Origin of the sequence: Isoptericola sp. NPDC057653, assembly GCF_042799955.1 — a bacterium.
Classification (GTDB): Bacteria; Actinomycetota; Actinomycetes; order Actinomycetales; family Cellulomonadaceae; genus Isoptericola.
In genome coordinates this window covers 75,909-101,024 of the sequence record NZ_JBHVHP010000004.1, presented here as the reverse complement: position 1 = coordinate 101,024, position 25,116 = coordinate 75,909, and the positions used below count along the sequence as shown (strand labels likewise).

General features: G+C 75.6%; 29 protein-coding genes. 13 read left to right on the top strand and 16 right to left on the bottom strand.

The features are described 5' to 3' along the window. Positions 1-28: 28 nt before the first annotated feature. The 4 genes from ilvA to ACFU9A_RS20065 all read right to left on the bottom strand — a co-directional run bounded on the left by ilvA (position 29) and on the right by ACFU9A_RS20065 (position 3,524). The gene (ilvA, locus tag ACFU9A_RS20080; RefSeq protein ID WP_430577074.1) at positions 29-1,252 is read right to left on the bottom strand and encodes a threonine ammonia-lyase; all 1,224 of its coding nucleotides are present in this window, start codon (positions 1,250-1,252) and stop codon (positions 29-31) included. Beyond that, positions 1,253-2,515 (bottom strand): AI-2E family transporter, encoded by a 1,263-nt coding sequence (locus tag ACFU9A_RS20075; protein ID WP_430577073.1) that lies wholly within the window; start codon positions 2,513-2,515, stop codon positions 1,253-1,255. A 92-nt stretch (positions 2,516-2,607) separates the two neighbouring features. Next, positions 2,608-3,225: a YdeI family protein gene (locus ACFU9A_RS20070; RefSeq protein ID WP_430577072.1), complete on the bottom strand. Its 618-nt coding sequence runs from the start codon at positions 3,223-3,225 to the stop codon at positions 2,608-2,610. 98 nt (positions 3,226-3,323) lie between these two features. Then, complete coding sequence (locus ACFU9A_RS20065; protein WP_430577071.1) at positions 3,324-3,524, bottom strand: hypothetical protein; 201 nt, start codon at positions 3,522-3,524, stop codon at positions 3,324-3,326. 89 nt (positions 3,525-3,613) lie between these two features. Here ACFU9A_RS20065 and ACFU9A_RS20060 point away from each other — a divergent pair, with 89 nt between their 5' ends. Beyond that, positions 3,614-4,297 carry a TetR/AcrR family transcriptional regulator C-terminal domain-containing protein gene (locus tag ACFU9A_RS20060; RefSeq protein ID WP_430577070.1) on the top strand — a complete coding sequence of 228 codons (684 nt, stop codon included), beginning with the start codon at positions 3,614-3,616 and terminating at the stop codon, positions 4,295-4,297. A gap of 30 nt (positions 4,298-4,327) precedes the next feature. Then, entirely contained in the window at positions 4,328-5,008 is a 681-nt protein-coding gene (msrA, locus tag ACFU9A_RS20055) for a peptide-methionine (S)-S-oxide reductase MsrA (protein WP_430577069.1), read from the top strand. 61 nt (positions 5,009-5,069) lie between these two features. On the opposite strand, the gene ACFU9A_RS20050 is transcribed toward msrA, so the two are convergent. After that, a complete protein-coding gene (locus ACFU9A_RS20050) occupies positions 5,070-5,954 on the bottom strand; it encodes an aminoglycoside phosphotransferase family protein (RefSeq protein ID WP_430577068.1) in 885 nt (294 codons plus the stop codon). A gap of 47 nt (positions 5,955-6,001) precedes the next feature. On the opposite strand from ACFU9A_RS20050, the gene ACFU9A_RS20045 reads away from it, so the two are divergent. Next, positions 6,002-6,859 carry an aldo/keto reductase gene (locus ACFU9A_RS20045; RefSeq protein ID WP_430577067.1) on the top strand — a complete coding sequence of 286 codons (858 nt, stop codon included), beginning with the start codon at positions 6,002-6,004 and terminating at the stop codon, positions 6,857-6,859. On the opposite strand, the gene ACFU9A_RS20040 is transcribed toward ACFU9A_RS20045, so the two are convergent. Continuing rightward, on the bottom strand, positions 6,844-7,662 hold the full coding sequence (locus ACFU9A_RS20040) for a metallophosphoesterase family protein (RefSeq protein ID WP_430577066.1): 819 nt from the start codon (positions 7,660-7,662) through the stop codon (positions 6,844-6,846). The genes ACFU9A_RS20045 and ACFU9A_RS20040 overlap by 16 nt on opposite strands. A gap of 107 nt (positions 7,663-7,769) precedes the next feature. On the opposite strand from ACFU9A_RS20040, the gene ACFU9A_RS20035 reads away from it, so the two are divergent. Next, positions 7,770-9,317, top strand: a complete 1,548-nt coding sequence (locus ACFU9A_RS20035; RefSeq protein WP_430577065.1) for an ATP-dependent DNA ligase — start codon at positions 7,770-7,772, stop codon at positions 9,315-9,317. Positions 9,318-9,342: 25 nt separating this feature from the next. Here the strand turns inward: ACFU9A_RS20035 and ACFU9A_RS20030 are convergent, their stop codons facing one another. Beyond that, positions 9,343-10,263, bottom strand: coding sequence for a hypothetical protein (locus ACFU9A_RS20030; protein ID WP_430577064.1), 921 nt, complete (start codon positions 10,261-10,263; stop codon positions 9,343-9,345). Positions 10,264-10,437: 174 nt separating this feature from the next. Further along, positions 10,438-11,349, bottom strand: coding sequence for a LysR substrate-binding domain-containing protein (locus tag ACFU9A_RS20025; protein ID WP_430577063.1), 912 nt, complete (start codon positions 11,347-11,349; stop codon positions 10,438-10,440). 53 nt (positions 11,350-11,402) lie between these two features. On the opposite strand from ACFU9A_RS20025, the gene ACFU9A_RS20020 reads away from it, so the two are divergent. After that, positions 11,403-11,819: a DUF5997 family protein gene (locus ACFU9A_RS20020; RefSeq protein WP_430577062.1), complete on the top strand. Its 417-nt coding sequence runs from the start codon at positions 11,403-11,405 to the stop codon at positions 11,817-11,819. 93 nt (positions 11,820-11,912) lie between these two features. Here the strand turns inward: ACFU9A_RS20020 and ACFU9A_RS20015 are convergent, their stop codons facing one another. Beyond that, on the bottom strand, positions 11,913-12,251 hold the full coding sequence (locus ACFU9A_RS20015; protein WP_430577061.1) for a SelT/SelW/SelH family protein: 339 nt from the start codon (positions 12,249-12,251) through the stop codon (positions 11,913-11,915). Positions 12,252-12,329: 78 nt separating this feature from the next. On the opposite strand from ACFU9A_RS20015, the gene ACFU9A_RS20010 reads away from it, so the two are divergent. Both ACFU9A_RS20010 and ACFU9A_RS20005 read left to right on the top strand, forming a co-directional pair. Then, on the top strand, positions 12,330-13,598 hold the full coding sequence (locus ACFU9A_RS20010; protein WP_430577060.1) for a class I SAM-dependent methyltransferase: 1,269 nt from the start codon (positions 12,330-12,332) through the stop codon (positions 13,596-13,598). Between the two features lie 30 nt (positions 13,599-13,628). Further along, on the top strand, positions 13,629-13,991 hold the full coding sequence (locus ACFU9A_RS20005; RefSeq protein ID WP_430577059.1) for a hypothetical protein: 363 nt from the start codon (positions 13,629-13,631) through the stop codon (positions 13,989-13,991). 74 nt (positions 13,992-14,065) lie between these two features. Here ACFU9A_RS20005 and ACFU9A_RS20000 read toward each other — a convergent pair whose 3' ends face one another. Beyond that, a complete protein-coding gene (locus ACFU9A_RS20000) occupies positions 14,066-14,467 on the bottom strand; it encodes an FKBP-type peptidyl-prolyl cis-trans isomerase (protein WP_430577058.1) in 402 nt (133 codons plus the stop codon). A gap of 64 nt (positions 14,468-14,531) precedes the next feature. Then, complete coding sequence (locus ACFU9A_RS19995) at positions 14,532-15,437, bottom strand: LysR family transcriptional regulator (protein ID WP_430577057.1); 906 nt, start codon at positions 15,435-15,437, stop codon at positions 14,532-14,534. Between the two features lie 82 nt (positions 15,438-15,519). Between ACFU9A_RS19995 and ACFU9A_RS19990 the strand changes: the two genes are divergently transcribed. Continuing rightward, the gene (locus ACFU9A_RS19990; RefSeq protein WP_430577056.1) at positions 15,520-16,485 is read left to right on the top strand and encodes a DMT family transporter; all 966 of its coding nucleotides are present in this window, start codon (positions 15,520-15,522) and stop codon (positions 16,483-16,485) included. 11 nt (positions 16,486-16,496) lie between these two features. Here ACFU9A_RS19990 and ACFU9A_RS19985 read toward each other — a convergent pair whose 3' ends face one another. The 3 genes from ACFU9A_RS19985 to ACFU9A_RS19975 all read right to left on the bottom strand — a co-directional run bounded on the left by ACFU9A_RS19985 (position 16,497) and on the right by ACFU9A_RS19975 (position 18,746). Then, positions 16,497-17,741 (bottom strand): RNA polymerase sigma factor, encoded by a 1,245-nt coding sequence (locus ACFU9A_RS19985; protein ID WP_430577379.1) that lies wholly within the window; start codon positions 17,739-17,741, stop codon positions 16,497-16,499. Between the two features lie 92 nt (positions 17,742-17,833). Next, positions 17,834-18,271 (bottom strand): YciI family protein, encoded by a 438-nt coding sequence (locus ACFU9A_RS19980; RefSeq protein WP_430577055.1) that lies wholly within the window; start codon positions 18,269-18,271, stop codon positions 17,834-17,836. A gap of 46 nt (positions 18,272-18,317) precedes the next feature. Continuing rightward, positions 18,318-18,746, bottom strand: a complete 429-nt coding sequence (locus ACFU9A_RS19975; RefSeq protein ID WP_430577054.1) for a YciI family protein — start codon at positions 18,744-18,746, stop codon at positions 18,318-18,320. Between the two features lie 148 nt (positions 18,747-18,894). Between ACFU9A_RS19975 and ACFU9A_RS19970 the strand changes: the two genes are divergently transcribed. Genes ACFU9A_RS19970 through ACFU9A_RS19960 form a run of 3 tightly spaced genes read left to right on the top strand, consistent with a single transcriptional unit; the run spans position 18,895 to position 21,129 of the window. Next, entirely contained in the window at positions 18,895-19,782 is an 888-nt protein-coding gene (locus tag ACFU9A_RS19970) for an alpha/beta fold hydrolase (protein WP_430577053.1), read from the top strand. Next, a complete protein-coding gene (locus ACFU9A_RS19965) occupies positions 19,769-20,398 on the top strand; it encodes a TetR/AcrR family transcriptional regulator (RefSeq protein WP_430577052.1) in 630 nt (209 codons plus the stop codon). Before ACFU9A_RS19970 ends, ACFU9A_RS19965 begins: the two co-directional genes overlap by 14 nt. Further along, positions 20,395-21,129 carry a hypothetical protein gene (locus ACFU9A_RS19960; protein WP_430577051.1) on the top strand — a complete coding sequence of 245 codons (735 nt, stop codon included), beginning with the start codon at positions 20,395-20,397 and terminating at the stop codon, positions 21,127-21,129. Before ACFU9A_RS19965 ends, ACFU9A_RS19960 begins: the two co-directional genes overlap by 4 nt. 83 nt (positions 21,130-21,212) lie before the next feature. On the opposite strand, the gene ACFU9A_RS19955 is transcribed toward ACFU9A_RS19960, so the two are convergent. Further along, positions 21,213-22,082 carry a Bax inhibitor-1/YccA family protein gene (locus ACFU9A_RS19955; protein WP_430577050.1) on the bottom strand — a complete coding sequence of 290 codons (870 nt, stop codon included), beginning with the start codon at positions 22,080-22,082 and terminating at the stop codon, positions 21,213-21,215. 120 nt (positions 22,083-22,202) lie between these two features. Continuing rightward, positions 22,203-23,015, bottom strand: coding sequence for an inositol monophosphatase family protein (locus ACFU9A_RS19950; RefSeq protein ID WP_430577049.1), 813 nt, complete (start codon positions 23,013-23,015; stop codon positions 22,203-22,205). Positions 23,016-23,144: 129 nt separating this feature from the next. Between ACFU9A_RS19950 and ACFU9A_RS19945 the strand changes: the two genes are divergently transcribed. After that, positions 23,145-24,086 carry an ABC transporter ATP-binding protein gene (locus ACFU9A_RS19945; protein ID WP_430577048.1) on the top strand — a complete coding sequence of 314 codons (942 nt, stop codon included), beginning with the start codon at positions 23,145-23,147 and terminating at the stop codon, positions 24,084-24,086. After that, entirely contained in the window at positions 24,083-24,955 is an 873-nt protein-coding gene (locus ACFU9A_RS19940) for an ABC transporter permease subunit (protein ID WP_430577047.1), read from the top strand. Before ACFU9A_RS19945 ends, ACFU9A_RS19940 begins: the two co-directional genes overlap by 4 nt. Positions 24,956-25,116: the final 161 nt, after the last annotated feature.

The following is a 25,116-nucleotide window of genomic DNA, read 5'->3' as shown; positions in this document are numbered from 1 at the left end:
GCGGGCCCGGGGCGTCCACGCGCAACGCTCAGGCGACCTCGAACCCCGCGGCGCGCAGCCGGTCCACGACGGCGGCGCAGTGCTCGTGGCCCTTGGTCTCGAGCTGCACGTTCACGAGCACCTGCGACACGGTGAGCGACGTGTCGGTGCGGGTGTGCTCCACCTGCACGATGCTGGCGCCCGCGGCGGCGATGACGTCCAGCAGGCCCGCGAGGGAGCCCGGCCTGTCGTCGATGCACACGCGCAGCTGCAGGTACCGGCCGGCCGCCACGAGGCCGTGCTGGACGACGCGCAGCAGCAGCAGCGGGTCGATGTTGCCGCCCGTGAGGACGGGGACGATGGTGCCGGGCAGGGAGCCCGGCTCGGCGGCGAGGACGGCCGCCACGCCCGCGGCGCCGGACGGCTCGACGATCAGCTTGCCCCGCTCGGCCACGAGCAGCAGCGCGCGCGACATCTCCTCCTCGGAGACGGTGCGCACCTCCACGCCGAGGCGCTGCAGCACCTCGAAGGGCACGTCGCCCGGCGTGCCGATGGCGATGCCGTCCGCCATCGTCGCCCCGAGGGACAGCGGCACCGGGCGGCCCGCGGCGAGCGACTCCGGGTAGGCGGCGGCCGTCTCGGCCTGCACGCCCACGACCTTCACGTGCGGGGCGGCCTCCGCGAGCACCGTCGCGATACCGGCCACGAGGCCGCCGCCGCCCAGCGGCACGACGACCGTGCCGACGTCGGGCACCTGCTCGAGGATCTCGAGGGCCACCGTGCCCTGGCCCGTCACGACGTCCAGGTGGTCGAACGGGTGGATGAGGGTGCGGCCGGACCGGGCCGCCTCCGCGCGCGCCGCTACCAGCGCCTCGTCGACGCTCTCGCCGACCTGGCGCACCTCGGCGCCGTAGCCGCGCGTGGCGGCGAGCTTGGGCACCGACGCGTCGACGGGCATGTAGACGATGGCGTGGATGCCGAGCATCTGGGCCGCGAGCGCGACGCCCTGCGCGTGGTTGCCGGCGCTGGCCGCGACGACGCCGCGCGCCTTCTCCTCGTCCGACATCCGGCTCAGGCGCGTGTACGCGCCGCGGATCTTGAACGAGCCGGCCCGCTGCAGGTTCTCGCACTTGAGGACGACGGGCGCGCCCGCGGCCTCGCTCATCGCGCGGAACGCCTGCACCGGCGTGCGGGTGATGACGCCGTCGAGCAGCGCCGCGGCGGTGCGGACGTCGTCGAGGGTCACACGGTCGATCGGGGGGTGTGCTGCCACTTACCTGTTCTCTCCTGCCGGGCCCGCGTCGGAGGCGGGCGAGGCAGGAGCGTCGGGCAGGTCGATGGTGCTGTCCGACGCGCCGCCCGTGGCCGCCGCCTCCTGCGACGACCCCCGTCCCGACCAGAGCAGGGTACCGGGGAGCTGAGGTCGTCGACGCAACAACGGCACATGGTCCTCGTGGCCCAGCTCGGGGAACTTGTCGTGCCCGTGCAGGTAGAGCAGCACGGTGTTGAGCACGGCCGCGAGCGGGACGGCGAACAGGGCGCCGACGATGCCGGCGGCCAGGCTCCCGGCCGCCACCACGAGCACCACGGCCACCGGGTGCAGGGACACCGCGTGGCCCATGAGGAAGGGCTGCAGGATGTGGCTCTCGGCCTGCTGCACCAGCAGCACGATGCCGAGCATGATGAGCGCCGCGATCCACCCGTTGGCGACCAGGACCACGGCGGTGGCGATGGCGCCGGTGACGATCGCGCCGATGATCGGCACGAACGAGCCGATGAAGACCAGGATGCCGATCGGCAGGGCGAGGGCCGGGACGAAGAACGCCGACCCGATGCCGATGCCGACGGCGTCGACGAACGCCACGAGGATCTGGGTGCGCACGTACGCGGACAGGGTGACCAGGCCGCGGCGGCCGGCCTGGTGCACGGGCTCGCGGGCCCGCATCGGCAGCAGGTTGACCAGCCACGTCCAGATGGTGCGCCCGTCGAGCAGGAAGAAGATCGTGCAGAACAGGGCGATCAGCGCGCCCACGAGGACGTGCCCCACGGTGGTCGCGGCGCCGAGCGCGCCCGAGACCAGGCCGGAGCTCTCGACGATCGAGCTCTGCAGCTGCTGGCCGTACTCGGACAGCTGCTTCGAGTCGAGCTGCAGCGGGCCCTCGGCGAGCCACGTCGTGAACTGCTTGAACCCGGCGACCGCCTGGTCGGCCAGATCCTGGAACCCCCCGACGATCGACGTCCCCGCCAGCGTGATCAGGGCCCCGACCAGCACGATCAGGCCGACGATCGAGATCGCCGTCGCGAGCCCCCTGCGAAGCCCCCACCGCTCGAGGGCCCGGCGCACCGGGGCGAGCAGGATCGTCAGGAGCAGGGCGATGGCGACCGGCACGACGATCGTCTTCAGCGTCGCCAGCAGCCACAGGAAGGCGGCGACCGCGGCGGCGATCAGGAGGATGCGCCACGACCACGAGGCCGCGGCACGGATGCTCAGCGGGACGGCGTCCGCGCCGGAGGGGGAGGTGCGTTCCGAGCTCACGGGCAAACCCTAGGTGGCGCGCGGGCCCGTCGCGCGAGGGCGCCCCCGCACGGCCCCGGCCCGGGCCTCGATCTTCACAGCGCGTCCACAGGTCAGGCCTTCGGGCGGCGCTTCTGCGGGTAGAGGGTCTCGCCGCGCTCGAGCATCGCGACGTACTTCGCGACGTTGCGCTCGCGCGCCTCCGCCGTCCTGAGGGCGCCCAGGCGGTGCAGGATCGCGTACCGGTTCTGCGCCGTGAGCACCTCGAACATCGCCGCCGCCGCAGGGCTGGCCGCGATCGCCGCACCGAGGTCGTCCGGCACCTCGGCGCGCGCGGAGCCGTGGTAGGCAGCCTCCCAGCGTCCGTCCGCCTTCGCCGCGTCGATCTCCGCCCGGCCGCGCGGACGCATCCGCCCCTCCTCGGCGAGGCGGGCGACGATCTCCTGGTTGCGGACCGACCACCGGCTGCGCGGCCGCCGCGGGCAGAACCGCTGCAGCATCGAGTCGGCGCCCAGGCTGCGCATCTGCGCGTCGATCCAGCCGCTGCACAGCGCCTCCTCCAGCGCGGTGGCGTGGGTGAGCGTCGTGGGCGACGGGCGGCCCTTCTTCGCGAGCACCAGCCACACGCCGTCGGGGCAGGAGCCCTCGTGCTCGTCGAGCCACGCGCGCCACCCGGCCGGGTCTGGCAGCAGGAGCTGGTCGGGCAGGTCCGCGGGCCGGTCCGTGGTCATCGCTTCGTCTCCTCGGGGACGGGTCGGGCGTCGCCCATCCTGCCGCCCCCGGGGGTCGCGGCCGCCCCGGCTCGCCGCCCCCGGCCGCGCGCGTCCCGTCAGGCGGGGCGGGGGTCGCCGTCGGCGTCCTTGACCAGGCGGTCGCCCACCTCCACCTGCCGCCACAGGTCCTTGCCCACGCGGACGGTGGTGGACGTGCCGTCGTCGAGCTCCAGCTCGAGGCGGCGGTAGAGGTTGGACCCGTCGAGCAGCCCGCGCGACTTCTTGCGGACCGTGCCGCTCCAGCCGTCGTCCGTCATGGCCTCTCCTTCGTGTCGGTGGTCAGCCCGTAACTTATCACCGATAAGTTTGCCGGGCCCGCCCCGCCGGTGGGCGGTACGGTGACGCCGTGCCCCCACGACCGCCCCTGCTCGACCGCCGCGCCATCGTCGCCGCGACGCTCGAGGTGCTCGACGAGCGCGGCCTCGACGGCCTCTCGCTGCACGCGGTGGCCGCCCGCCTCGGGGTGCGGCAGCCCGCGCTCTACCACCACTTCCGCAACAAGGCGGAGGTCCTCGCGGCCGCCGCCGCGGAGGTGCTCGACCGGTGGCACACGGAGCGCCTCCCGGAACCGGACGAGGACTGGCGGGCCTTCCTCGCCCGCAACGCGCACAGCCTGCGGCGGGCGATGCTCGCCGTCCGCGACGGCGCGCGGCTCGTCGCGTCGACCGGGCCCCGCGCCCCCAACCCCGCCAACGCGCTCGCCCAGGTGGAGCTGCTCGAGCGGCACGGCTTCGCCGGCGTCGACGCCGTCCTCGCGTACATCGCCGTCTCCCGGTACACCATCGGCGCGACCCTCGAGGAGCAGGCCACTCCCGACCGCACGGCGATCGTGCCCGGCCAGGACCTCCCGGCCGGCGCCGACCGGTTGGCCCGCCTGGGCGCGCAGGTGGCCGCGATCGGGGCGGACCGCGAGTTCGCCGCCGGCCTCGACGCGCTCGTCGCCGGGCTCGCCCCCACGGCCGGCGCCGGAGGGAACACTCGCCCCCCGGACGTCGTTGCGCCTACCGGGACCTCTGCGTCCCGACCCTGAAGGGCAATGAAGGTCAATGGAGGTAACGCGATGAACTCGATCTTCGACCAGCTGCTCGGCCGCTCCGGCAAGAGCACGATGGTGGCGCCGGAGGACGCGCTGCCCGGGCGCGAGTCGCCCGTGCTGCCCGCCGCCCGCCCGCACACGGTGCTCGGCACCTCGATCGTCGGCCCGTGGCCCGAGGGCACGCGCGTGCTGTACCTGGCGATGGGCTGTTTCTGGGGCGCCGAGGAGATCTACTGGCAGGTGCCCGGCGTGGTGAGCACGGCCGTCGGGTACATGGGCGGCACCACGCCCAACCCGACGTACGAGGAGGTGTGCACGGCGCGCACCGGGCACGCCGAGACCGCGCTCGTCGCCTACGACCCGACGAAGGTTTCCGAGGCCGAGCTGCTCAAGATCTTCTGGGAGCGGCACGACCCGACGCAGGGCTTCCGGCAGGGCAACGACGTCGGCACCCAGTACCGCTCGGCGGTCTACTGGACCACCCCGGAGCAGGAGAAGGCCGTCCGCGAGACCGCCGAGATCTACTCCGCCGTCCTCGCCGCCAAGGGCTACGACCCGATCACCACCGAGCTGCGCCCGGCCGTCGAGGCCGGCCCGTTCTATTACGCGGAGGACTACCACCAGGAGTACCTGTCCGACGCGAAGAACCCGCACGGCTACCGCTGCCACGCGACCACCGGCGTCCCCTACCCCGACGCCGCCTGACGCAGGCAGCCCGCACGGCCCGCCCCCGCACCGGGGGCGGGCCGTCCGCGTCCCCGGCCGGTCAGGCGAACACGTCGAGCAGGCGGCGGCAGCGCACCGGGTCCTCGGTGAGCCCGCGCGCCAGCCCCCACAGCAGGTAGGACGTCGCGCGGAGCACCACCCAGGCGCGCGCCCGGTCGCGCGGCACCCCGGCGGCGCGGACGAACGCGTCGAAGGCGGCGACGACTGCCGCCTCGGTGGGCAGCTCGTCGAGGCGCGTCCACAGCACGCGGCCGAGGTCGGCCTCCGGGTCCCCGCGCCAGAGGACGGGGTCGACGACGAGCCAGGGCGCGCGCGTGCCCGCCAGCACCTGCTCGTGGTGCAGGTCGCCGTCGACGGCGAGGTCCGACGCCGGCGCGGCGGCACGCTCCCCGGCGAGGCCGAGCGCGACGTCGAGCTGCGGCGCCGGCAGCGGCTCGCCCAGCGCCGACCACTCCCGCGGGAACGACTCCGTCAGTCCTGCGGCGATCCCCGCCGTCGACGGCGCGTCGTCGGGGGCGGGCACAGCGAGAGTCCGCGTGAGCCCCGCGAGCACCTCGATCGCGGCGTCCAGGGGCACGTCCGCCAGCGACCGGCCGCCGTCCAGCCGCTCCAGGAGCGTCGCGCCCTCCTCCTCGTCGGCGTCGACGAGCAGCACCGTGCCTCGGCCCGCCCACACCCGCAGCGCCCGCACCTCCGCCGCGACGTCGTCCCCCGTCGGTGTGAGCCGCAGGGCCAGCCGCTCGTCGCCCCGGCGCACCGGCACGACCAGCGCGTTCGAGCCGTGCGCCGGCTCCCCGTCGACGGCGAGGCCCCAAGCCGCGCACCGCGCGGCCACCCGCGAGGGCAGGTCGTCCAGCCAGTCGCGACCGGCGTCGTCGTGCCACCAGCGCGGCATCGCGCGGAACGAGGACGGCACCGTGATCACGCCGCCACCCTAGGGGCCGCGCCGGGCGACGGGTGTGGAATAGGGGCATGAGCGACCACCCCACCCCGCCCGAGGTCCCCACCCGCACGGCCGCCGACGGCACCACGATCCCGGCAGTCGGCTTCGGCACCTACAAGCTCAAGGGCTCGGCCGGCGCCGACACGATCGCCCGCGCGATCGACGCGGGCTACCGCCTGATCGACTCCGCGTTCAGCTACGAGAACGAGGGCGCCGTGGGCCGCGCCGTGCGCGCCGCGTCCGTCCCGCGCGACGAGCTGCTCGTCACCTCCAAGCTGCCCGGCCGCCGGCACGCCTACGACGAGGCCGTCGCCACCGTCGAGGAGTCCGTGCTGCGCACCGGCCTCGACCACCTCGACCTGTACCTCATCCACTGGCCCAACCCGCGGGTCGGGAAGTACGTCGAGGCGTACCAGGCGCTCGTCGACTGCCGCGAGCGCGGTCTGGTCCGGCACGTCGGGGTGTCGAACTTCCTGCCCGAGCACCTCGACGCCGTCATCGAGGCCACCGGCGTGACCCCGGTCGTGAACCAGGTCGAGCTGCACCCGTACTTCCCGCAGGCCGAGCAGCGCGCCGCCGACGCCGCGCGCGGCGTCGTCACCGAGGCGTGGAGCCCCATCGGGCGGGCGAACGCGCTGCTGAACGACCCCGTCGTCACCGCCGTGGCGGCCGCGCACGGCGTCTCCCCCGCCCGCGCGATCCTGCGCTGGCACGTGCAGCTCGGCGTCGTGCCGATCCCCAAGGCGTCGAGCCCGGAGCGCCAGGCCGACAACCTCGACCTGTTCTCCTTCGAGCTCACCGCCGACGAGATGGACCGGATCACCGGCCTCGGCCGCCCCGACGGCCGCACCAACGACCAGGACCCGGCGGTCTACGAGGAGCTCTGAGCCTCCCCCGCGGGGCGGGCCGCGCGCCCGTCCCGCGGGCCGAACGCGGCCAGCGCGTCGGCGTCGCTCGCCGCCGACCGCAGGTACTCGTCCGCCCACGCGCGGGCACCGGGGAAGGCCGACCCGGCGACCACGGCCTCCACCGCTGCGTCGACGTCCACCTGCGTGTGCCGCAGCTCGACCTGGCCGTCGCGCAGCAGCGCCCACGACCCGCCCGCGCGGCCGTACGGCATCCCGACGCTGCCCGGGTTCACCACCAGCCGCCGGTCCACGAGCCGCACGAACGGCATGTGCGTGTGCCCGCACAGCACGGTGGTGACGTCGCCGTCGAGCCCGCCCAGCACGTCGGCCCAGCGCTCGAGCGACGAGTCGACGAGCACCACCTCCTCGTCGTCCCGCGGCGTCCCGTGGCACGCGACCACCCGGCCGAACCCGCGCACGCGCAGCTCGACGGGGTGCGGCAGCCCGGCCAGGAGGTCGACGTCGGCGGGCCGCAGCTGCGCCGCCGCCCACGGGGTGACGGCGTCGGGCACCGGCCCGCTCCCGTCGCGGGCGTGCGCCACGAGCTCGCGGTCGGCGTTGCCCCGCACCAGCACGGCCCGGTCGCCCAGGGCGCGCAGCCGGTCGAGCACCTCCGCGGGCTGCGGGCCGGCGGCGTGGTCGCCGGTGACGACGACGGCGTCCGCCGCCCGCACGTCCGGCTCGGCAAGCACCGCCTCCAGCACGGGCAGCACGCCGTGCACGTCCGAGAGCACCGCGACCGTGCCCAGCTCGCCCTGGTCCTCGTCCCCGTCGGCCCGCATCGCCCCACGCTCGCAGCCGGCGCGCGGCGGCGCACGCGGTGCCGCCCAGGGCTGCGCGGCGACGCCGGCGCCGCGACAGCGTCGGATGCGGGTGCGACGATCGTCGGGTGCTGCTCGCCGACCTGGTCGCCACGCACTCCGCCGTCGCCGCGACGCGATCGCGGCTGCGCAAGCGCGAGCTCCTCGCGGACGCGCTGCGCGCGGCCGACGCGGGCGACGAGGTCGAGGTCGTCGCGGCGTTCCTCTCGGGGCGACCCCGGCAGCGCCGCACCGGCCTGGGCTGGCGTTCGCTGGCCTCCCTGCCGTCGCCGGCGGCCGAGCCGTCGCTCGGCCCCCTCGACGTCGACGCCGCCCTCGACCACCTCGAGCACCTGGCGGGTGCCGGCTCGCAGGCCGCCCGCCGGGCCGCGGTCGACGACCTGTTCGGCCGCGCGACCGAGGCCGAGCAGGACTTCGTCCGCCGCCTGGTGGTCGGCGAGCTGCGCCAGGGCGCGCTCGACTCGCTGCTGCTCGACGCGATCGCGGCCGCGGCCGACGTCCCGCTGCCGGACGTGCGGCGCGCCGCGATGTTCAGCGCCCTCACCGGGCCGATCGCCCGCGCCGCGCTCGACGGCGGCGCCCCCGCCCTGCAGGCGTTCCGCCTCGAGCCCGGCCGCCCGGTGCGGCCGATGCTCGCGGCGTCCGCGCCCGACGTCGCCGCCGCCCTGGAACGCTTCGAGGGCGCCGCCGTCGCCGCCGACACCAAGCTCGACGGCATCCGCGTGCAGGTGCACCGCCGCGGGGACGACGTCGTCGTGTTCACCCGGTCGCTCGACGACGTCACGGAGCGCCTGCCCGAGGTCGTGGCCGTGGCGCGGTCGCTCGACGTGCGGACCGTGGTGCTCGACGGCGAGGCCATCGCCCTCGACGACGCCGGCCGGCCGCGCCCGTTCCAGGAGACCGCGGCCCGCACCGGCAGCCACGACGCCGAGGCCGGCAGCGCCGCCGTGCCGCTCAGCGTGCGCTTCTTCGACGTGCTGCACCACGACGGCACCGACCTCATCGACGCGCCCGCCGCCGAACGGCTCGCCGTCCTCGACCGGGTCCTGCCGCCCGAGGTGGTGGTGCCGCGCCTGGTGTCCGCCGACGTCGGCGAGGTCGAACGGTTCTTCGCCGACACCGTCGCCGCCGGCCAGGAGGGCCTCGTCCTCAAGGACCTCGGCGCCCCCTACGCGGCGGGGCGCCGCGGCGCCGGCTGGGTCAAGGTCAAGCCGCGGCACACCCTCGACCTCGTCGTGCTCGCCGTCGAGTGGGGCTCCGGCCGCCGGAAGGGCTGGCTGTCGAACATCCACCTCGGCGCCCGCGACCCCGCCACCGGCGGCTTCGTCATGCTCGGCAAGACCTTCAAGGGCATGACCGACCAGATGCTCGCCTGGCAGACGGAGCGGTTCACCGAGCTCGCGACGTCTCCCGCCGACGGGTCGGAGTACGTCGTGCAGGTGCGGCCCGAGCAGGTGGTGGAGATCGCCTTCGACGGCGTCCAGCGCTCCACCCGTTACCCGGGCGGCATGGCCCTGCGGTTCGCGCGCGTCGTCCGCTACCGGGACGACAAGACCGCCGCCGAGGCGGACACGGTGGACACCGTGCGCGCTCTGGCGGCGGTCTCGGCCGGCTGAGCCGGCGGTCGTCGGCGGGCGGGCGTCAGCTCGCGCGGCGCTGGCGGACCCAGATCAGCGCGCCCGCGCCCGCGCCGAGCAGCGCGACCGCGGCCATCGCGAAGCCGAGCACCTGCGCGCCCGTGACGGGCAGCGAGTCCGGCGCCGCGACGGCCGCCGACTGCTCCTGCGCGCTCCCGACCGTCCCGTCGCCCGTGCTCACCTCGTCCACGACGGTCGCCGCGTCCTCGTAGTCCGCGCCGCCCATGCCCGGGGTCGAGCCGTCGGTCGGCGCCTTGGGGAGCGTGGACGGCTCGTCCGACGGCGTGGGCTCGGCCGGGGTCTCGTCGACCGGCGTGCCGGGCTGCTCGGGCGTGCCCGGCTCCTCCGGGGTACCGGGGTTCTCCGGCTGCTCCGGCGTGCCCGGCTCCTCCGGGGTGCCCGGGTTCTCCGGCTGCTCCGGCGTGCCCGGCTCCTCCGGGGTGCCAGGGTTCTCCGGCGGCGTCGTCTCCTCGCCCGTGGGCGGGGTCGTCTCCCCGGGCTTCGGCGCGTCCACGTACGCCACGGCGTAGTGGCTGATGCCGCGGCAGATGTTCTTCCCGCCCCGGTTCGTGGTCGGGTAGGCGATGACCAGCTCGGCGACCGGCATGTCGAGGGTGACGATCTTCGGGCCCTCGCCCTGGTTCGCCGAGCCCGACTTGATGCAGTACGCCGAGATGAGCTTGCCCTCGGGGGCCACGAGCTTCACCGTCTCCGGGTCACCGGTCGTGTCCTTCTTCGGCTCGTCCATGTTCGGGCAGACGTCGCCGTCCCAGGAGCGGGTGCTCTCGGGCCAGCTGTACGTCCTGCCGTCGTACGCCGCCGAGCCGCCGTCCCAGCGCGCGCCGGTGCGCGAGTCGCCCGGACCCTGCCACTGCCCCGGCGGCGAGGCCGACGCCGGGCCGGCGACCGCGAGAGAGGCGAGCAAGAGGAGCGATGCTCCGAGGACGGCGGGTAGGCGCACGAAGACTCCAGGGGCAGGCGGGATCGACCGCATCAGCAGGTGGTGCGGCCTCCGGCCGCGCCGGAATGCTAGCGAGTCCGATCTGCCCGGGGAAGGGTGAAATTTCCGGACGAGTCGCCCACGACGACCGGGCGGCCGTCAGCGCTTCCCGCGGCCTCCACGCGGACGTCCGCGGCCCGGCTTCCCCCCGCCGCGCGGGCGTCGCGCCCCGGGCTGGCCGCCCCCGCGCGAGTCGCCGCGACCCCCCTCGCGCCGCCCGGCCGCACGCCGTGCGTCCGCGGCGTCGCGGGCCGGCTCGGCCGCCTCCGCGCGCTCGCGACCGGCCCGCCCCCGCGAGCTGTTCACGGTGCGGCCGCGCACGATGCCGATCATCTCCTCGACGAGCTCACGCTCGTCGTCGGACAGCCCGTCGACCAGCCACGCGAGGCCCACGGGGGCGTCGGGGCCGCCGTCGAGCACCCGGTACGTGACGTCCTTGCGCCGGTGCAGGCGAGCCAGCGACATCGGCACGACGGTGACGCCGACGCCCGTCGCCACCAGGGCGATCACGTCCGCCGCGGTGCCGGGCCGCTCCGGCTCGACGACGCCGCCCGCGCCGTCGTCGTACGGCTCCGGCCTGCGGCCGGGCGTCGCGGCGTCGCCCGGGTAGAGGACGTCGTCGGCGGCCAGCCACACCACGTCGTCGGCGAGGTCGTCCGCCGTCACGACCTCCTCCTCCTCGGTGGCGGCGAGCAGGTGGTCGCGCGACACGACCGCGACGGGCAGCTCCGTGTACAGGGGGATGGCGTGCAGCACGTCGCCGTCCACCGGCAGGCGCAGGACGGCGGCGTCCACGCGCCGCTCGGCCAGCGCGGCGGGCGCGTCGGCGGCCCCGACCTGCACCAGCTCCAGGCGGACGTCGGGGAGCCGGTCGCGCCAGGTACCGGCCCAGCGGCCCGGCGTCGCGCCCGGCACGTACCCGAGCCGGAACGTCGGGCGCCCGTCGTCGGGCTGCTCCCCGGGGGCGTCGTCCGCGGGGTCGTCGAGGGCATCGCCCGGCTGGGAGGTCACGGGTCCAGGCTACGTGGGCGTGCCGTGCCGTCCGCCGCGACTACGCTGGGGCCATGGCCGGAACCCCCTTCTCCCAGCAGGTCCTCAAGCCGACGAACGCGGCGAAGAAGCTCGGGGTGTACCTGCCCGCCACGCCGCCCGAGTTCCAGGAGCACGGCATCACGCGCGCCGAGCTCGAGGAGCTCGAGAAGAACCCCCCGCAGTGGCTCGACGACCTGCGCCGTCAGGGCCCGCACCCGCGGCCCGTCGTCGCGGGGCGGCTCGGCGTCTCGATCGCCGGTCTCGCGCGCGGCGGCATCACCGAGCCGCTGACCACCGAGCAGATCGACGAGCTGCGGCAGGACCCGCCGGCCTGGCTCGTCTCCGAGCGCGAGACCGCGGCGAAGGTGCGCGAGGAGGAGGACCGCGTCGCGGCCGAGGCCGCCAAGAAGGCCGAGAAGGCCGCCCGCGCGGAGCGCCGCTCCCGCTGAGCTCCCCTCCCGATCGGTTCGGTTCGGCAGGCGGTCGATCACGTCGGCAGGCGGACGTGCCGACGCGATCGACGAGCTGCCGAACCGATCGGCTCAACGGCCCGGCTGGACCCGGTCCGTGTGGCCCAGGGAGAGATCCGGCGCGACGGCGTCGCGGATCGCCTTCTTGAGCGGCGGGATCTCCGGGAACCCGCCCTCGACGGCGCGGTCCCACAGCAGCACCACGGGACGACCGTCACCCGGCTCGAGCTCGACGCGGAACACCCCGCCCGTGCCCGGCACGATGGCCACCTCCGCGAGGCGGGTGCGGAACGTCTGCAGCAGCTCCTGCGCCACCCACGCCGCGCGCATCAGCCACCGGCACTGCGTGCAGTAGGTGATCGACACCCGCGCGGTCGACGTCGGCTCCGGCGCGTCAGGGGCTTCGCTCATGGCGCCAGGGTAGGGCGCCGCCGGGCCGCCCAGGCCGCCCGGTCCGCAGGACGAGGTCCGGTCGGGGACACTGGACGGGTGCACCACTCCCCCGCGCCCGACGACACGCCCGTCACCACCGACCCGACCTCGCGGCTCGCCACCGTCCTCGCGTCCCTCACCCCGTGGCCCGACGACGGCTCCCGCGCCGACGGCCCCGTCGCCGTCGACGCCACCGACCGGCTGCTGCTCGACGAGGCCGCGCCCCTGCTCGCGGAAGCCGGGCCCGGCGACGTGGTGGTCCTCGGCGACCGGTTCGGCGCGCTGACCCTCGGCGCCGCGACCCTGGGCGCCCCGGACGTACGGTCGTGCACGGACACCGTCACCGCCGAGGCGGCGCTGGAGCGGAACCTGGCCGGCGCGGGCGTCCTGGACCTCGTGCGCGGGGACCGGCCCTCCGTGGAGATCGACCTCCGCGACCGGGTCGACGAGCACCTGCTGGGCGGCGCCCGCGTGGTGCTGCTGCAGCTCCCGCCGTCGCTCGCGGAGCTCACCGAGATCGCCGAGGCGATCGCCCGGCACGCCGCCGAGGACGTCACCGTCCTCGCGGGCGGCCGGGTCAAGCACATGTCCCGCTCGATGAACGACGTGCTGGCCGCGTCGTTCGCCGACGTCCGCGCCAGCCTCGCGCGCCAGAAGTCCCGGGTGCTCGTCGCGTCGGGCGTGCGGCCCGAGGCGCGCGACGCCGAGCCCAGCTTCCCCGTCCGCGCCGTCCTGCGCGACGCCGAGCTGCTCACGGCCGCCTCCGCCGAGGGATCGGCGCCGGACGGGATCACCGTCGCCTCGCACGGCGGCACGTTCGCCGGCCCGTCGCTCGACCTGGGCACCCGCTTCCTGCTCACGACGGCGGCGAAGTGGCCCGCCGCGGACCGCGTGCACGACGCCCTCGACCTGGGCAGCGGCACCGGCCTGCTCGCCACCGTCCTCGCGCTCCGCTACCCCGAGGCGCGGGTGCTCGCGACGGACCGCTCCGCCGCGGCGGTCGCCTCGACGAGGGCCACGGCGGCGGCCAACGGCGTCGGCGAGCGCGTCGCCGTGCTGCGCGACGACGCGGGCGAGGACCTCGAGCCCGCGAGCCTCGACCTGATCCTGCTCAACCCGCCGTTCCACGACCGCGCCGCCGTGCGCACCGACGCCGCGCACCGGATGTTCCGCGCGGCCGGGCGCGCGCTGCGCCAGGGCGGCGAGCTGTGGTGCGTCTTCAACACCGCCCTGCACTACCGCCAGGCACTGACCCGCGACGTCGGGCCCACCGTGCACATCGAGCAGAACCCGAAGTTCACCGTCACCCGGTCCCGCCGCCGCTGACGCCCGCACCCCGGCCCCTAGGGTGAGGCCATGCCGCGCACCGTCACCCTCAACTACCCCGCGCCGATCGCCGTCGGGCACGCCGTCGAGATCACGGAGTTCACGGACACCCGGCCGGAGAAGAAGCGGCGGGGATTCGCGGGCGCGGAGCCGTCGTCGCACCCCGTGGTGGTCGACCTCGACACCGGGATCCGCTACATGAACCACGTCCACGCGTCGGCCGGCGGCAACGGAGGCAACAGCTTCACGCCGAACCGCTACCCCCTCGACCCGCGCCCGGACCTGCCGGTCGCGGCGACCTGGCGGGGCCGCGTCACGGCCTGCACGCTCGTGATGGTCGAGGGCCTGGAGAACCAGCACACGACCCTGCTGGTCGAGCCCGCCGAGGGCTGACCGGCGGCGGTCGCCGCACGACGAGGGGCCGCCACCCGGACGGGTGACGGCCCCTCGTCAGGAGCGGTGCGAGGTCAGCGCACGCCGACGACGTCGACGACGAAGACGAGCGTCGCGCCGCCGGGGATGCCGGCCTGCGGCACGCCGCGCTGGCCGTAGCCGTGCTCGGCCGGGATGGACAGCAGGACGCGGTCGCCGACGTTGCGGCCGACGAGGCCCTTGTCCCAGCCGCCGATGACGGCGCCGACGCCGATCGGGAAGTCGATGGTCTGGCCGCGGTCGTAGGAGTTGTCGAACACCCCGCCGCCCCAGGTCTGGCCGAGGTAGTTCACGACGATGGTGCGGCCGGCGTCGACCACCGGGCCGGCGCCCTCGGTGAGCACCTGCACCTGCAGGCCGGCGGGCGCGTCGCCCTCGGGGAACGTGATCTGGGGCTTGTCGCCGAAGCCGCCGGTGGCGGTGGGGAGCGTGGTCACAGGGGTACCTCGTCTTCGTCCGGGAGCCGCGGGGCGGGGCCCGCGCGGCAGTGCGTCGTCCAGCCTACGACGCGGACGCCATCGACGACCCGGCGGCGTCGTGCAGCGCCGCGAGCGCCGCCCGCACCGGCGGGGTGTCGGCGACGGCGTCCTGGACGAGCGCGTAGATGGACCGCACCGGCACGGGCCGCACCACGGGGACGGCGACGGTGCCGGCGGCGGGCTTCGCGGAGCCGAGCGCGGGGAGCACGGTGATGCCGATGCCGGCGGCGACGAACGCGAGCGCCGTCGGGTAGTCGTGCGCCTCGACGGCGAAGGCGGGGCTGAACCCGGCCGCGCGGCACGCCTCGAGCAGGTTGCGGCGGCACCACCCGCGGGCGAAGTCGTTGTCGATCCACCGGTCGCCGACCAGCTCGGCCAGCTCGATCTCGTCCCGGCCGGCCAGCGGGTGGTCGTCGCGGACGACGGCGACGTAGGGGTCGTCGAGCAGGTGGTGGGCGGTGGTGCCCGCGGCGGGCCGGAAGTCGGGCTGCGCGACGGCGAGCTGCACGTCGGCGCGCCGGGACGGGTCGGACGGGATCTCCTCGGTGAGCTCGAGGTCGAGCCGCACGCCCGGGAAGCCCTCGGTGAGCGTGCTGACGACGGCGGGCAGCCAGGCGGAGCCGACCGACGCGAAGTACGCGATCGACAGGCTGCCGGACCGGCCGGAGCGCAGGTCGGCCACGAACGTCTCCACCTCCCCCAGCCGGGCGAGCAGGCCGTCGGCCTGGGCGGCGAGCGCCTGGCCCGCCGCCGTGGGCCGGACGCCCCGGCCGTGGCGCGCGAGCAGCTGCAGGCCGGTCTCGCGCTGCAGCGCGGCGACGTGCTGGCTCACGGCCGACGGCGTGTAGCCGAGGTTGCCGGCCGCCGCGGCGACGGAGCCGCTGGCGACCACGGAACGGAAGACGCGGAGGCGGTGGACGTCGAGCATGTCGTGACCCTACAGCGAGACTGAAGTATTCGGTAGATATCTGAACTGGTGCTGATGGGTCGTGGCAGGGCAGGATCGGCGCATGGCCACGAGGACCCCCGACGTCACGCGCGTCGCCGCCCCCGCCCGCCCGGCCCCGCTCGGCGCGCTCACCGCGACGGCGATGGCCGTCACCGTGGTGCTGTGGGCGTCCGCGTTCGTCGGCGTGCGCGCCGTCGGCCACGACCTCGACGCCGGGGCGCTCACGCTCGGCCGGGTCGCCGTCGGCACCGCCGCGCTGTCCGTGATCCTCGGCGTCGCGCGCCTGCGCCGCCGCACCCCCGTGCGCCTCCCCCGCGGCCGGCTGCTGGTCCTCGTGCTGGCGTGGGGCGTCGCGTGGTTCGGCGCCTACAACCTCACGCTCAACGCGGCCGAGCAGCACCTCGACGCCGGCACCACCGCGCTGCTGGTCAACATCGCGCCGATGCTGGTCGCCGTGCTGGCGGGGGTGCTGCTGCGCGAGGGCTTCCCGCGGCGGCTGCTGGCCGGCATCGCCGTCGCGTTCACCGGCGTGGTCGTCATCGCCGTCGCGACGACGTCGGGCCGCTTCGACGTCGCGGGCGTCGTGCTCGGCCTCGCCTCCGCCGTCCTCTACGCGGGCGCCGCCACGCTGCAGAAGCGCCTGCTCCCCCAGGTCGACGCGCTCACCATGACCTGGCTCGGGTGCCTCGCGGGCACGGTCGCGGCGCTGCCGTTCCTCCCGGCGCTCGTCACGCAGGCCGCGGCCGCGCCGACGTCGTCCCTGCTCGGCGTCGTCTACCTCGGGATCTTCCCGACGGCGATCGCGTTCACCACCTGGGCCTACGCGCTCGCCCGCGTGAGCGCCGGCCGGGCGGCCGCCTCCACCTACGCGGTGCCGCCGCTCGTGGTGCTCCTGTCGTGGGCGCTGCTCGACGAGGTCCCCGCACCCGTCGTCCTGCTGGGCGGCGTGCTCGCGCTGGCCGGCGTCGCCGTCGCCACCCTCCCCCGCCGACCTGCCCGGGCGGCCCGGGGGTCGAGCCCGACCTGACAGGTCGTCGGTCAGAGGCCGGCGGCCTTGCGCTCCAGCACGCCGCGCTCGCGGGCGTTGCCGCACAGGCGGGCGGCGAGCTCGAGCTCCTCGCGGGCCTCGTCGCGGCGGCCCAGCCGCGCCAGCAGCTCCCCGCGCACCGACGGCATCAGGTAGGAGCCGGACAGCACCTCGCGGGCCACGAGGTCGTCGACCATGGCGAGCCCCGCGGCCGGCCCGGACGCCATCGCGACCGCGACCGCCCGGTTGAGCTCGACGACGGGCGACGGCGCCACGCGGCCCAGCGCCTCGTAGAGCAGCACGATCCGCTCCCAGTCGGTGGTCGCCACGGAGCGGGCCGTGTCGTGCTGCTCGGCGATCGCCGCCTGCAGCCCGTACGGGCCGAGGCCACGCCCCACGGCGACCGCCCGCGCGAGCGCGTCCCGCCCTCGGCCGACCGCCGACCGGTCCCACCGCCGTCGATCCTGGTCCTCCAGCAGCACCGGCTCCCCGTCGGGGCCGGTCCGGGCGGGGAACCGCGCCGCGGTGAGCTCGAGGAGCGCGAGCAGCCCGTGCGCCTCCGGCTCGTCGGGGACGAGGCGCGTCAGCACGCGTGCCAGCCGCACCGCCTCGTAGGCCAGGTCGGGGCGCATCCAGTCGTCGCCCGCGGACGCCGTCGAGCCCTCCGAGAAGATGAGGTAGAGGACGTTGAGCACCGAGCCGAGCCGCTCGGGCCGGTCCGCGGCGGTGGGCACCTCGAACGGCACGCGCGCGGCGGCCAGCGTCTTCTTCGCCCGCGTGATGCGCGCCTGCACGGTCGGCACCGGCAGCAGGAACGCCCGGGCGATCTCCTCGCTGGTCAGGCCGCCCACGACCCGCAGCGTCAGCGCGACGCGCGCCTCCTTGGCGAGCACCGGGTGGCAGGAGACGAACAGCAGAGCGAGCCGGTCGTCGTCGATGCGGTCCGGGTCCCACAGGAGGTCGTCGCCCACCTCGACCGCCGTGCCGGACCCGCCGGTCACCACGCCACCCTCCCCGAGGTCGCGGGCGAGCGCCGCGTACCGCTCGTCGCGCCCGGCCCGGCGGCGGAAGGCGTCGATGGCGCGACGGCGGCCGGTGGCCAACAACCACGCCGTCGGGTCTCGCGGCACGCCGTCCCGCGGCCAGGCCACCAGCGCCTCCGCGAGCGCCTCGGACGCGACGTCCTCGGCGAGCGCGAAGTCGTTCGTGTACCGGGCGAGCGCGCCGACGATCCTGCTGGACTCGATGCGCCACACCGCCTCGACGGCGCGACGGGAGGCCGCGCCGTCGTCGGCGCGGCCCCCGTCCCCGGTCGACGGCGAGGTCGACGGCGAGGTCACCGGCGAGGTCACCGGCCCTGCTGGGCCTGCTCGGCCTGCTGCTCGCGCCAGCCCTTCTCCTTCTCGATCCACTCGTTGTCCTGCGGGAAGTCCTCGACCGCGTTCACGCGGCGCACCTCGAGCTTGGTGCCCGCACCGCTCAGCGGCGCCCGCTTGGCCCACTCGATCGCCTCCTCCTTGGAGGCGACGTCGACGATCCAGAAGCCGTTGAACAGCTCCTTCGTCTCGCCGTAGGGGCCGTCGGTCACGACGGGCGTGTCGGTGGTGAAGTCGACGACGGCGCCCTCCGACGCGTCGGCCAGGCCCTCGCCGGCGGCGAGCACACCCGCGTCCATCATCGACTCGTTGTAGCGGCCCATCGCCGCGATGACCTCGGTGAAGTCGAGCTCCTCGTAGGCAGCCTGGCCCTCGTCGGTCCCGCGCATGATCAGCATGTACTTCGGCATCGTCATCACTCCGTTCGGTCGTGGGGGGTGTCGGCGGATCGCCGGCTCAGAGCTGGTGGGTGCGCTCGCGCCAGGCGCGCTCCCGGCGCACCCACTCGTTGTCCTGCGGGAACTCGTCGATCGACGGGACGCGGCGGATCTCGGCCTTCACCCCCGGCCCGGCGAGCGGCGCCTTCCGCGCCCAGGCGACGGCGTCGTCGATCGTGTCGACCTGGAGGATCCAGTAGCCGTTGAACAGCTCCTTGGTCTCGCCGTACGGCCCGTCGGTCACCACCACCTCGTCGCCCGAGTAGTCGACGACGACGCCCTTCTCCGGCGCGTCGAGCCCCTCGGCGGCCACCAGCACACCCGCGTCGATCAGCGAGTCGTTGTAGCGGCCCATCCGCTCGAGCATGTCGTCGAAGCTGAGGCCGGACTCCTCGAACGCGCGCTGCGACGCGTCGTCGGCCCGCATGATCAGCATGTACTTGGCCATCGTGGTGCTCCCTGTCGTGATCGCGGCCACCCTCCTGGCGACCCTCTCATCCCCAGGTCGAACGGGGAACGACGGGATCGACACGGGCGCAGAACTTTTTTCGACGAACCTCTTGCGCCGTTCGGCTAATGGGATTAGCTTTGCGGCTATGGACATCAACCCGACCGCGTCGCTCCGGTACCTCGGCCGCCCCGAGGGGCGCATCGCCTACACGGACGCGGGCACCGGCCCGCTCGTGGTCGCGGTGCCCGGCATGGGCGACCTCCGCTCCACGTACGACGACCTCGTCCCCGCGCTCGTCGCCGCCGGCCACCGTGTCGTCGTCGCCGACCTGCGCGGCCACGGCGACTCCGACACCACCTTCCGCACGCACGGGGACGTCGCCACCGGCACCGACCTCGTGGCCCTCGTCGAGCACCTCGACGCCGGGCCCGCGGTGCTGGTCGGCAGCTCGATGGGCGGCTCCGCCGCCGTCTGGGCCGCGGCGCAGCGCCCCGAGCTGGTGCGCGGGCTCGTGCTCCTCGCCCCCCACCTGCGCGAGACCGCCTCGCCCGCCCAGGCCCGGACCTACCGCCTGCTGTACCGCGCGCTGTTCGTCCGCCCGTGGGGCGCCGCGGCGTGGGCCTCCCTGTACACCTCGATGTTCGCGAAGGGCCGCAAGTCCCCCCGGCACGCGGAGCACGTCGCGGGGATCCGCCGCAGCATGTCCGACCCGGCGCACCTGCGCTCCTTCCGCGACCTGGCCGTCGCGCTCGACCACTCCGTCATCGAGCCGCTGGTCCCCTCGGTCGAGGCGCCGTCGCTCGTCGTCGTCGGCGAGCTCGACCCCGACTACAAGGACGCCGGCGCCGAGCTCGGGCGCATGCGTGACGCGCTCGGCGGCGACCAGCTCCTCGTGCCCGGCGTCGGCCACTACCCGCAGCACCAGGCGCCCGAGGTCGTGACCCCGGCCGTCGTCGAGTTCCTCGCGGGCCTGCCCGCCGCCCGGCACGACGACGAGCGCGACGGCGCCGACGAGCGGGGTGCCCGTGCCTAGGGCGGGCCTGTCCCGCGACGCCGTCGTGCGCATCGCGCTCGAGCAGGTGGACGCCGGCGGGCCGACGGGGCTCGCCGACCTCACGCTCGCGAAGGTCGCCGCGTCCGCCGGGGTCGCCACCCCGAGCCTGTACAAGCACGTCGGCTCCCTGGCCGCGCTGCGCCGGCACGTGGCGCTCGTCGCGCTGGAGGAGATGACCACGACCTCCGCCGCCGCGACCGTCGGCCGCGCCGGCCCGGACGCCCTGCGCTCCCTCGCCCGGGCCTGGCGCGGCTACGCCCTCGCGCACCCGGGCCGGTACGCGGCCACCCAGCTCGCGCCGGACCCCGACCCCGACGTCGCCGAGGACGCCGAGCACCGCGCCGCGGCGACCCGCGTCGTCGCCCTCGTCGGGGCGGTGCTGCACGGCTTCGGGCTCCCCGACGACCGCACCATCGACGCGGTGCGCGCCGTGCGCGCGGGAGTGCACGGCTTCATCACCCTCGAGCTGGGCGGCGGGTTCCGCCTCCCGGAGGACCTCGACCGCAGCTTCGACGCCGTCGTCGACATGCTCGTCGCCGGCGTCACCGCCCTCGCCGACGCGCCGCCGTCGGCCGCCCCGAAGGAGCAGCCATGACCGCCGCACCGCACCCGGCCCCCGCCCGCACCACGCCGTCCACTCCGTCCGCGCCGTCCACTCCGTCCACGCCGCCCGACGCCGCGCTGTCCCCCGCGGTGGCGCGCTGGACCGTGGCCGGCGCGGTCGCCGCGGGCGCGCTCCTGCTGCTCTTCCCCGCCCTGCGGCCCTGGCCGGACGAGTCCGTGCCGACCCTCGCCCTCGCCGCCGGCTTCGCGTCCGACCGCTGGGTGGTCGCCCACCTGTGCGGGATCGCCGGGCTCGGGCTGCTCGCGCCGACGCTCCTCGGGGTGCGGTCGCTGCTGCGCGGGCGGCCCGGCGCCCGGGCGGCCACGGCCGCGGTCGTGACCGCGTGGGCCGGCGCCGGGCTCAGCGCCCTGTACTTCGGCGCCGAGATCTTCGGCATCCGCACCCTCGCCCAGGCCGCGCTGCGGACGGGCGACACCGCCCTCCTCGCCGACGTCGACGTGCTGCGGGAGCAGCCCGCCGCCATGACCCTCTTCGGCCTCGGCCTGGCCCTGGTCGCCGCGGGCGGCGTGCTCGCCGCCGTCGCCCTGTGGCGCGGCGGCGCGGCCCCGCGCTGGTCGGGGGTGGTCCTCGCCGGCGGCCTGGTGCTCTACCTGCCCCAGTTCTTCGGCACCCCCGCCGTGCGCGTCGGGCACGGCGCGCTCATGGCCGTCGGCCTGGGCCTCGTCGCCTGGGCCGCGCACCGCCTGGCCGCCCGCGACTGATCGGGGCGGCGGCGAACGGCGACGAACGGCGACGGCCGGCCACCCCCGCGGGGTGGCCGGCCGTCGCCGTGACGGGTCGAGCGTCAGTCGCCGCTCTGGAAGATCGCCAGCAGGCGCAGGAACTCCAGGTACAGCCAGATCAGCGTGACCAGCAGGCCGAACGCTGCGGACCACGCGAACTTGGCCGGGACACCCTGCTCCACGCCGCGCTTGATCGAGTCGAAGTCGACGATCAGCGACGCGGCGGCGAGGCCGACCGCGACGAGGCCGATGATGATTCCCAGCGTGCCGCCCCGCATGCCCCAGCCATCCAGGACGCCCGTCCAGACGAGCACCACGTTGACGAGCGAGAAGACCAGGTAGCCCACCATCGCGATGAGGAGCCAGCGCGTGAACTTCGGCGTGACGCGGACCTTGCCGGAGCGGAACAGCAGGAGAGCAGCACCGAAGGTGCAGATCGTGGCGAGCACGGCCTGACCGACCACGCCGTCGTAGAACGACTCGTAGTAGGCCGAGATGCCACCGAGGAACACGCCCTGCGCCACCGTGTACAGCATGATCAGCACGGGGCTGGGGTTGCGCTTGAACGCGTTCACCAGGCCGAGCACGAGACCGACGACCATGCCGACAGGCCACAGGTTCGGGTTCAGCGTCCAGGTGGCTGCCGCGACGACGACGAGCAGCGCGAGCAGCCCGCCCGTCTTGATCACGACGTCGTCGTAGGTGAGACGCTTGGTGTCGGCCGTCGTCGCCGAGGGCGCCTGGTACATGTTCTCGAGCGACGCCGCGTCAGCGGCCTGCGCACCGGTCGTGCCCGCGGAACCGGCACCGTAGGCGACCTGCCCGTACTGCGGCTGGGCCGTCGCGGTGCCCCCGGGCCGGGCCCCCTGGCGCGCGCCGTTGCGGCGGGGCTCGCCGAAGACGTCGCTGTTCGAGAAGACGGGGTTGCTCATGAACTCCTCCTGGTCGCGGCTGCCGGGTGCCCGACGACGGGTCGTCGCGCGCGCAGTGCCGGGTCGCTGGCCGTGCGACTCATCGTAGGCAACGCGCGGCGTCGCCGAGACGTTCCCGGGTCAGCGACCCTGTCCGAGGACGCCCCGCGCGGCCTCGGCGGTCGCCTCGTCGCAGCCGAACACCCCGGTTCCCGTCACGGGGTGCGGCTGCCCGTGGTCGCCCCCGAAGACGCCGCCCGCCTCGGCGACGATCAGCGACAGCGGCGCGTAGTCCCACACCTTGCCGCCCACCTGGACCGCGAGGTCGAGCTCGCCCGCCGCGACGAGCAGGGCCCCGTGCACGCGCCAGTCCACGGGCTCGACCGCCGCGACCAGCCGGTCCACCTCGGGCCGGAACCGCTCCGGCACCATCGCGACCGGGGGCAGCACCGCGGTCCGGGACGCGCGGTCGGACGCCGGCGGCGGACCGACCCGCAGGGGCCGCGCGCCGGTGACGCCGCCCTCGACGACGTCCGCGACGTACGCCCCCCGACCCCGTGCCGCGTACCAGACCTGTCCCTGCGCGGGCACGATCGCGACGCCGACGGTCACCTCCCCGTCCTCCTCGAGCGCGATCAGGGTCTGCCACCGGTCGTCGCCCACGAGGGTCCCGTCGATGCCGTCGAGGATCCACCGGCGCCGCCCGCCGCCGAGCTCCCCCGTCTCCTCGCCGAGGAAGGCGTCGTCGGGCCGCGCCGCGAGCAGCACGCCGCGCACCTGCTCCTCGACCGCGAGGTCGGCCTCGGTCACGACGGACCCGTCGAGCTTGTGCTCGCGCGCGAGCTCCTGCACGTGCGCGAAGTACCGGAGCCCCAGGTCGGCGCCGGAGAGCGCCGCCCGCAGAGCCAGGTCGAGGTCGTCCGACGGCGGGCTGGGGCGCGGTCCGGGAGGCACGGCCGCATCATGCCGCACCCGCCCGAATCACCCGCTCCCTGCCCGTGCCGCGGCCGTGACCGGCACGTAGGCTCGGGAAGGACCCGTGACCCACGACGACGGCACCCGAGACGACGATCCAGGGGCGACATGATCGAGGCACACGGCCTGACCAAGCGATACGGACCCAAGCTCGCGGTGGACGACGTGACGTTCACCGTGCAGCCGGGCACCGTGACGGGCTTCCTCGGGCCGAACGGCGCCGGCAAGTCCACCACGATGCGCATGATCATGGGCCTCGACCGGCCCACCGCGGGGACGGTCACCGTCAACGGCCGCCCGTACGCGCAGCACGCCGAGCCGCTGGCCGAGGTGGGCGCGCTGCTGGAGGCCAAGGCCGCGCACCCGGGCCGGACGGCGCGCCAGCACCTGCTGGCCCTGGCCGCCACGCACGGGATCGGCCCGGCGCGGGTGGACGAGGTCATCGAGCTCACCGGCCTCACGACGGTGGCCCGCAAGCGCGTGGGCGGTTTCTCGCTCGGCATGGGCCAGCGCCTCGGCATCGCCGTCGCGCTGCTCGGCGACCCGCGCACCCTGATCCTCGACGAGCCGGTGAACGGCCTCGACCCCGAGGGCGTGCTGTGGGTGCGCAACCTGGCCCGGTACCTGGCGTCGGAGGGCCGCACGGTCTTCCTGTCCAGCCACCTCATGAGCGAGGTGGCGCTGACGGCCGACCACGTGATCGTCATCGGCAAGGGCCGCATCCTCGCGGACACCCCGGTGCAGGACCTCGTCGACGGCGCGTCCCGCCGCACGGTGCGCGTCCGCTCCCCGCGGGCCGCCGACCTCGCCGACGCGCTGCGGCGCGAGGGCGGCGACGTCGCGCCGGGCGACGACGGTGCCTTCGAGGTCTCCGGCCTCGACGCCGCCCGGGTGGGCGAGCTGGCCGCCGCGGGCGGCGTCGTGCTGCACGAGCTGACGCCGGTGTCCTCCACGCTCGAGGAGGCCTACCTCGAGCTGACCGCCGACTCGGTCGAGTACCAGACGGAGTCCCCGGGCGGTCCCCCGACCTCGGACGGAGCGCCCCGATGAGCACCGCCACCGCGCCGGCCCGCGACACCGCGCCCGCCGTCGTCGTCCACCGCGTCACGTTCGGCCGCGTGCTGCGCGGCGAGTGGATCAAGTTCCGCACGCTGCGCTCCACGGTGTGGACCGTGGTGGTCACCGCCGTCGTCATGGTGGGGCTCGCGCTGATGATGGCCGCGATCATGCGCGTGGCGGCCCAGACGCCCGAGATGTCGGAGGGGATGTCCCAGGACCCGGGCCTGCAGGCGATCGGGCTCACCGGCACGACGATCGTGACGTTCGGCTACTCGTTCGGCGCCCTCGCCGTGGGCGTGCTGGCCACGCTCATCGTCACCAGCGAGTACTCCACGGGCACCGTGCGGTCCACGTTCGCGGCCGTGCCGCGCCGCCTTCCCGTGCTGTGGGCCAAGCTGGTCGTCATCGTGCTCACCACCGCCGTCGTGGTGACCGTCGCCCTCGCGATCGCGTACTTCTCCACGGCGCCGCTGCTCGAGGACGCCGGGATGAGCGTGGACCTGTCCGACGGCGAGCAGGTACGGGCGCTGGCCGGCTGCGTGCTCTACCTCGCCACCGTGGCGGCGTTCTCCCTGGCCGTCGGCACCCTCATGCGGCACAGCGCGGGCGCCATCTTCACGATCGTCGCGATCTTCTTCGTGGTGCCGCTGATCTTCAACATCGTGGTCCAGGCCTCCGACGCGGCGTGGACCGACTGGGTCAACAAGCTGCTGCCGAGCGTCGCCGGCGAGCGGGTCATCTCCCGCGGCGCCCCGACGGACGTCCTGCTGGACCCGTGGGTCGGCTACGCCGTCCTCGCGGGGTACACCGTGGTGCTGCTGGTGGCCGCGGCGATCACGCTCAGGCGCCGCGACGCATGACCCTGCCGCCCCCGTCGTGGGGGGGGGGGGGGGGGGGCCGGCCCCCCCCCCCCCCCCCCGGGGGGGGGGGGGGGGGGGGGGGGGGGCCGGGCGGGGGGGGGGGGGGGGCGGGCCGGGGGGGGGGCCCCGGGCCCCAGGCGGGGGCCCGGGCCGGGCGCCCG